Origin of the sequence: Streptomyces sp. KR55, assembly GCF_052245645.1 — a bacterium.
GTDB lineage: Bacteria > Actinomycetota > Actinomycetes > Streptomycetales > Streptomycetaceae > Streptomyces > Streptomyces flavusporus.
Genome location: NZ_JBQQCE010000507.1, coordinates 1 through 6,948 on the forward strand (window position 1 = coordinate 1; position 6,948 = coordinate 6,948).

Sequence of the window (6,948 nt, forward strand, 5' to 3'; positions counted from 1 at the left end):
GGCAGCCAAGGCGGCCGCCCCATCACCCACGACACCGACCTCTACCGCGATCGCAACACGGTTGAGCGCGCCATCAACAGGATGAAGGCCTGGCGAGGCATCGCCACCCGCTATGACAAGACGCCCGGAAGCTACCTCGCCGGACTCCATCTCCGCGCAGCAACCATCTGGATCGGCAGCCTCCTGAAAGCCTGTTGATCACAACCGAAGACAGGCCCTAGGGCCTGTGTGATGTTGTGATCAACCAGTTGCCTTCAGGAGGTCGTTGATCCAGATCATCGAGGCGCGGAGGTGGAGGCCGGTGAGGTAGCTCTCGGGTGTCTTGATGCCCCTCCAGGCCTTCAGCTTGTTGATCAGGCGCTCGACGGTGTTCCGCTCCTTGTAGAGAACGGCGTCGTGGCGGGTGGGTCGGCCGCCCCGGCTGCCTTTCTTCTTCCGGTTGGCGGCTTGGTCCTTCTTCTCCGGGATGACTGCCTTGATGTTGCGTTTCCGCAGGTAAGAGCGGTTAGCTCGAGATGAGTAGGCCTTATCTGCGGCGACAGCGTCAGGCCGGGTTCGGGGACGGCCGACAGGCACGCGGACCCGCACCTTCTGCAGCACGGGAACGAACTGCGGACTGTCCGCGGCCTGTCCTGCGGTCAGGACGAGCGACAACGGACGGCACTTGCGGTCTGCGGCCAGATGGACCTTGCTCGTCAGCCCACCCCGGGATCTGCCGAGCAGGGCTTCCTTCAAGCGGAGCTTGCGCCGTCGCCTGATGTGCCGCCGCTCTTCCCGCTCGGAGCCGTCACTGTCGTCCTGCCCGTTCTGTTCCGGCGGGCCGCCCCCTTTTGCCGGGCCCGCTCCTGCTCGGCGGCGGCTTCCTCGAGGGCGTCCATGACCTCCTTGCCGATGCGCATCCCGGCGGCGTCGTGGTGGGCGCGGGCGGTGGTGGAGTCCACGCTGACCAGGGACAAGTCCGTCTTGCCCTGGCGGGCAGCCTCGGCGATCAGGCCTTCCAGCAGCGCGGTGAAGACGCCGGCGTCCCTCCAAACCCGGAAGCGGCCGTAGACCGTCGGCCACGGGCCGAACTCGAGGGGCATCTCCCGCCACTGACTGCTGGTGCGGAACCGCCAGATCACCCCCTCGAACTGCTCCCGCAGCCGCTCCGGGTACGGGCCGAACCCGCCGACCGGCAGATAGGACTTGATGAACTTCCATTGTTCGTCGGTGAGTTGCCTGCGCGTCACACCCAGCGTCCTACCGGATCCAGCCCTCGTACGGGAACGGAACCCGAAAAGTGATCACAACATCACACAGGCCCTAGGACTGACGGCGCGCGAAAAGGACCGCCCCTGGAACGCTGTCGTCGGGGTCGAGCAGTATCTGGGCCTCGACCGTGAACCCAGCATCGCGTAGCCAGGCCACCACTTTGTCAGGCTGGCGGCGGTGGACGTAAACGTTCATCAGGTGACCGCCGTAGCCCTGCGTCTTCAGCCTTGACTGGTTGCCGACGTGAAAGCCGAGCAGAAGTGGTCCGCCGGGACGCAACACCCGCCGGAAGTGCCCGAAGACCGTGGGGACGGCATCGTCGGGGATATGAATCAACGACCAAAAGGCGAGCAGGCCGGCGACTGAAGCATCGGTGAGGTCGAGGTCCGTCATCGAGCCCACTTCGAACCGCAGGCGAGGGTGGTCACGCCGAGCGACGTCGATCATCACGGGGGAAAGGTCGATGCCGAAAGCATCCACACCGAGCTCGTGGAGGTGAGCGGTGACGTGTCCAGGCCCGCAGCCCACGTCCGCCACCGGTCCACCGCCAGCGGCGTGCACCAAGTCTGCGAACAACGTCAAAGTAGCCCGAAGATACGGTTTCTCGGCCAGAGCCTCGCGTAGTTGGTCGGCATAGTTAACCGCGACCGTGTCGTAGGAGGTCCGGGTGTCTGCCAACCAGCCGTCCGTGTTCATGGCCCGACACAGTAGTCGAGTGATCAGGATGACGAGCCAGATCAACGATGAATCAGGCCAGGCCACTTGAGACGGGGGCCGGATCCTTCGAGATGGGACAGCCGGTCATCTGCGCCTCGTTGCGGGGAGCCGTCCGGCGGTCTGTCGTTGCAGGCTACCCAGGGATACCGAGATGTCGTGGACGTTCATCAGCTCGGTCCAGATTTCTTTCGGGCCCATCCCGCGCACGATCATCGAGTTGATCTGTGCCTTGACCGGCTCGGTGAGGGCGGACCGGTTCCTGGGGGTCTGGCGGTCGGGAAAGATCGCGGAGTCCAGGACACGGCGGACCAGCCAGCGCGGGACATTCCACCGCCCCGCGATCTGCCGGACGGTTGTGTCGCCCTGAAGCGTGTCGTATTGGATGGGCAGGGCCATGTCCAGTGGAGAAGCGCCTGTCCGAGGCGCTGGGGGAACAGGTCTGGCGGGAGTCTGGCCTCGGCGCCCCAGCCGATGTTGAGGAACTCCAGCGGACGATCACGCGCCTGGAACAGCAAACCGTCGATCTGACCGCATCCTTGGAGGAGCGCGAAGCCGAACTGGAGGCTGCCCGGGCAGCCAACCGAGACTTGACCAGGGCCTTGAACCAGCGCGAGTGAGTGCCTGTTCCTGACCCTGGCCTTGTTCACAAGACTGGGGTTCTGGCACAGACCTTGGTGAGCGGTCGGGGATGGTGACCACAGTGCTCGATTCGGCGGCGGGTCTCCCGTACATGGCGGTGGACGAGGACCGCCGCAGCCACTTCGTCCGGAACGCCGTTGGCCGAGGCGGTCGAGGCGGGGGGCGCGGCCCTTCGCGTCACACCCCAGCCGCTCCTGCGGATTACGCGCGGACCCGTGCTTCGAGGCGGGTGAGGCTTTGGCGGCGGGAGCCGCCGGTTATCGAAGGAAGAAGTTGAGGAGAGCGTCGGTGCGCTTGCTGAAGGGGGCATACAGGAGGCGGGCGGCGTTCCAGCGGCCTTGGGCGTAGATGCCTTTGGGGTGGCTGAGCGTCCGGAAGCCCTCGATCCCGTGGTATTGGCCCATTCCGCTCGCGCCGACGCCGCCGAAGGGAAGGTCGTCCTGCCCGACGTGCATGATCGTGCCGTTGATGGTGACGTTGCCGGAGGTTGTGCGGTCGAGGACCTTGCGCCGGTTTGTGTCGTTGTTGCCGAAGTAGTAGAGGGCGAGCGGTCGTGGTCGCGCGTTGACGTAGTCGATGGCGTCGTCGATGTCGCGGTAGGGGAAGATCGGGAGGATGGGGCCGAAGATCTCCTCGTGGGCGATCCGCATGTCGTCGGTGACGCCGAGCACGACGGTGGGTGCGAGGGTGTGCGGGCGGCGGGCGGCCTCGCCCGGCCGGTGACCGATCTCGATGATCCGTGCCCCGTGGCTACGGGCGTCTTCGATCAGGTCGGTGAGGATCGCGTACTGCTTGTCGTTGATGATCGAGGTGTAGTCCTTGCTGGTCGGGCCGTCGGGGTAGGCGGCCTTGACCAAGTGGTCGTAGCTGTCGATGAAGGTGTCGATCTCGGATTCGTGCACCAGGGCGTAGTCGGGGGCGATGCAGGTCTGCCCGCCGCTGAGGAGTTTGCCGAAGACGATGTCGGACACGGTCCGGTCCCGTACGTGTCCCTTGGCGACGATGGTCGGGGACTTGCCGCCCAGTTCCAGCGTGACGGGGACGAGGTTCTCGCTCGCCGCCTTCATTACGGCTCGTCCGACTTCGGTGCTTCCGGTGAAGACGAGATGATCGAAGGGCAGGGAGGAGAACGCGGCACCGTCGCCGCTGACGATCGTGACCTGCTCTGGTGGGAAGACCTCGCTCAGCATCGACGCGAGCACGGTGTTCGTCGCCGGGGTGAACTTCGACGGTTTGAGCATGACGCGGTTGCCGGCGGCGATCGCGGTGACGACCGGCATCAGCGACAGGTTGACGGGATAGTTCCACGGTGAGATGACCCCGACCACTCCGAGCGGCTGGTATTCGATGCGGCTGGTGCCGAAACGCATGTGCCAGGCGGTGTGGCGGCTGGCCGGGCGCATGAATCGACGCAGATTGCGCTGAAGGTAGTCGATGCCCTGGACGACGCCCCCGACCTCCATCATCGCGGTCTCGTGTCGCGAGCGACTTCCGAAGTCGGTGTTGATCGCCTCCTCGATGGCGCTGCGCCGGGCGATCAGTGCCGCCTTGAGCCTGCTCAGATCGCTGCGCCGCGCCGCCAGTGAGGGCGCTCCGTCGCGGAGATAGGCAGCGCGCTGAACAGCGAGGATACGGCCGAAGCGCTCCGCGTCCGTGGGCTGTGCGGTGGCTTCTGTGATGGTCATGATGGTGGTCCTTTGCTGCTGGTGGGGTGGCGTGGTGGGGGCGGCGGAGGGGCAGTGCCGGCTAACGGCGGGCCATCCAGCCCATGAACCGGACGATCAGGCGGCGCGGCAGGACCTTGCTGGCGAGGGCGAGCGGGCGACCGTTGGTGATCACCGACGGGGGCGCGGAGCGGCGGTCGAGCGTGTCCAGGGCCGTCCTGACGACGTGGTCGGGGGTGGCTCGCTTCGTGCCGTAGTCGGCCGACTGGCTGCCGGCGGCGTCGAAGAACTCGGTCTGCATGGCGCCGGGGCACACGGCGAGGACGCGTAGACCGGTGTCGCGGTTCTCCTCCCACAGCGATTCGGTGAAGCTGAGGACGAAGGCCTTGGTGGCGCCGTAGACGCTCAGGTACGGGGTCGGCTGGAAGCCCAGCAGGCTCGCGACGTTGATCAGGACGCCGGTGTCGGCGGAGGCCAGCGGGCCGATGTAGGCGCGGCTGAGGTCGACCAGCGCGCTGACGTTCAGCGCGATCATGCTCTGCAGGCGGTCCGGGTCCTCGTCGGCGAGGGCGTCGTGGGTGCCGAAGCCGGCGTTGTTGACCAGTCCGGTGGCGTAGATGCCGCGGGATTCGAGTTCGGCGCGCAGCGTGCGGCCGGCGTCGGGCAGGCCGAGGTCGCGGGCGACGACGGTCACCGTGACGCCGTGGGCGCGGGTGAGTTCGTCGGCCAGGTCCTTGAGCCGGTCCGCCCGGCGGGCAACGAGTACGAGATCCGCGCCGCGACGGGCCAACTGGCGCGCGAATTCCGCGCCGAGCCCGGAGCTCGCTCCGGTGACGATGACGGTCTGGCGGCGATAGTCAATTTTGCCCATGGCTGCACTCTACGCACGCTCTTGCACTGAGTGCAAATCGCTGCATCTCGCGAAGAGATGTACCATCGGTGCATGGCTCAGAAACCGGCACCTCTTCGGGAGCAGACCCGCTCGGTGGTTCGCGCGCTCCTCGCCCGAACCGCCCTCGAACTGTTCGCCGCCAAGGGGTACGACGACACGACGCTCGAGGAGATCGCCGCCGCGGCGGGTGTCTCCAAACGGACCCTGTTCAACTACTTCCGCAGCAAGGAAGACCTCGCGCTCAACGGCCTGTCCGAGCAGGGGGAATTGATTGCCGCGCGGCTCGCCGAGCGCCCGGCCGACGAAGACATCTGGGCGTCGCTGCGTGCGGCGTTCCGGGTGCTCGAGGAGATCGACGTCACGGCCGAGCGCCGGCTCGAGATGATCACGCTGCTGTTCGGCAATGAATCCCTGCGCGCCGGGCACGCCGAGAAGCAGGCTCGCTGGCAGGACCTGTTCGCGCCGCTGATCGAGCCGCGACTGCCCGACTCCGACCACCGCGCCCTGCAGGCGCGCGCGATCGCGGCCGCGGCGATCACCTGCCTCCAGGCGGCGACAGAAGAGTGGATGCGCCTGGGCGGACAGGCCGACCAGTTCGACCTCTACGACGCAGCGGTGCAGGCGATCCGCCGCCCCGCCTGACAATCAGAGAAGAAGATGACATGACGGATCGCCTGCCCGCGGCGGACCTGCCGAACATGGTCGCCGCCCTCCGTGCCGAACGCGCCGAGATGCTGAACTTCACCAGCAGCCTCACCGACGACGAATGGACCGCGCCCAGCGCCGCAGCTGGGTGGCGCATCGCCGACGTCGTCGCCCACATCGGTGCGACGGCGCGGAGCTTCTACACACCCGCCGGACTGCGCACGATCTTCGCTGCCAGCCTCGAACGGGTGAACGAGGACCCCGTCGACCGCCGGCGGGACTGGAGCCGTGCCAAGGTGATGGCCGAGTACCAGCGCGCCGGCCGGCGAGCCATCACGCTCCTCGACGTCGTGAGACGCACGCCCGCCACCCGAGTGCGGGTACGGCTGGCCGAACTCAGTCGCCACCCCCTGGGGCTGATGATCGGTGGCGCACTCGTCTTCGACCATCACACGCACCTGCGCCACGACATGGCCCCGGCGCTCGGCCGGCCCGTGCCGCCCACCGATGCGGACCGGATGCGCGCGGTCCTGACGTGGATGATCGCCGTACTGAGCAATCAGGTCGCGCAGGCGCCGGTCGCCGGGCTCGACGCCCGCGTCGCACTGACTCTCACCGGCCCCGGCGGCGGGACCTGGTGGATCGACGAGGCAGGCGGCCTGGCTCCATCCAACGGCGCGGTCGCCGCGCACATCACCGCCCCCGCGCTGACCTTCCCCGACTGGGGCACGCAGCGGTCGTCCTGGCGCGACAGCGACGTGACGGTCACCGGCGACACCGAGCTCGCCGCCCGCTTCCTCGACGCCGTCAACGTCATCTGATCGGGGCACGGGAAGCCCGCCTCCCAGGCAGCCCCGGACCGCTTGTTCGCTACTTCTGGTGGCTGCGAGTTCTGGCCGGGGTGCCACGGCTTCGAGCGCCTCGACGGCTTGTGATCGCCAGCCGACACCTCGCGCCGCCTTCTCAGGTGAGCAAAGTGAGTCTCCCTACGGCAAGGTGCTATCGCTCGATTCAGCGATGGCGCCACACCTGTTGTGCCGGATATCCTCAACGACACCGGCGCTGAGCTGCACTGAGTCATCGAACTCCGCCTCGCGCCACACCTCTTACCCCAGAGAACAGCTGGCAGAAGGGGGAACG

General features: G+C 67.2%; 7 protein-coding genes and 2 pseudogenes. 4 read left to right on the forward strand and 5 right to left on the reverse strand.

The features are described 5' to 3' along the window. Positions 1-198 (forward strand): annotated as a pseudogene (locus tag ACTWQJ_RS43480) (IS5/IS1182 family transposase); the annotation flags it as partial. Positions 199-240: 42 nt separating this feature from the next. Here ACTWQJ_RS43480 and ACTWQJ_RS43485 read toward each other — a convergent pair. From ACTWQJ_RS43485 to ACTWQJ_RS43495, 3 genes and pseudogenes are all read right to left on the reverse strand, one after another. Then, positions 241-1,229, reverse strand: a pseudogene (locus ACTWQJ_RS43485) (IS5 family transposase). Positions 1,230-1,302: 73 nt separating this feature from the next. Beyond that, the gene (locus ACTWQJ_RS43490; protein ID WP_443311924.1) at positions 1,303-1,947 is read right to left on the reverse strand and encodes a class I SAM-dependent methyltransferase; all 645 of its coding nucleotides are present in this window, start codon (positions 1,945-1,947) and stop codon (positions 1,303-1,305) included. A gap of 105 nt (positions 1,948-2,052) precedes the next feature. Continuing rightward, positions 2,053-2,364 (reverse strand): hypothetical protein, encoded by a 312-nt coding sequence (locus ACTWQJ_RS43495; RefSeq protein ID WP_443311925.1) that lies wholly within the window; start codon positions 2,362-2,364, stop codon positions 2,053-2,055. Positions 2,365-2,369: 5 nt separating this feature from the next. Here ACTWQJ_RS43495 and ACTWQJ_RS43500 point away from each other — a divergent pair, with 5 nt between their 5' ends. Next, positions 2,370-2,585 (forward strand): hypothetical protein, encoded by a 216-nt coding sequence (locus ACTWQJ_RS43500; RefSeq protein WP_443311926.1) that lies wholly within the window; start codon positions 2,370-2,372, stop codon positions 2,583-2,585. 279 nt (positions 2,586-2,864) lie between these two features. Here the strand turns inward: ACTWQJ_RS43500 and ACTWQJ_RS43505 are convergent, their stop codons facing one another. Continuing rightward, complete coding sequence (locus ACTWQJ_RS43505) at positions 2,865-4,292, reverse strand: coniferyl aldehyde dehydrogenase (protein WP_443311927.1); 1,428 nt, start codon at positions 4,290-4,292, stop codon at positions 2,865-2,867. A 61-nt stretch (positions 4,293-4,353) separates the two neighbouring features. Beyond that, a complete protein-coding gene (locus tag ACTWQJ_RS43510) occupies positions 4,354-5,142 on the reverse strand; it encodes an SDR family NAD(P)-dependent oxidoreductase (RefSeq protein ID WP_443311928.1) in 789 nt (262 codons plus the stop codon). A gap of 72 nt (positions 5,143-5,214) precedes the next feature. Here ACTWQJ_RS43510 and ACTWQJ_RS43515 point away from each other — a divergent pair, with 72 nt between their 5' ends. Both ACTWQJ_RS43515 and ACTWQJ_RS43520 read left to right on the forward strand, forming a co-directional pair. Then, positions 5,215-5,805 (forward strand): TetR/AcrR family transcriptional regulator, encoded by a 591-nt coding sequence (locus tag ACTWQJ_RS43515; RefSeq protein ID WP_443311929.1) that lies wholly within the window; start codon positions 5,215-5,217, stop codon positions 5,803-5,805. 20 nt (positions 5,806-5,825) lie between these two features. Further along, positions 5,826-6,629: a maleylpyruvate isomerase family mycothiol-dependent enzyme gene (locus tag ACTWQJ_RS43520; RefSeq protein ID WP_443311930.1), complete on the forward strand. Its 804-nt coding sequence runs from the start codon at positions 5,826-5,828 to the stop codon at positions 6,627-6,629. Positions 6,630-6,948 lie beyond the last annotated feature (319 nt).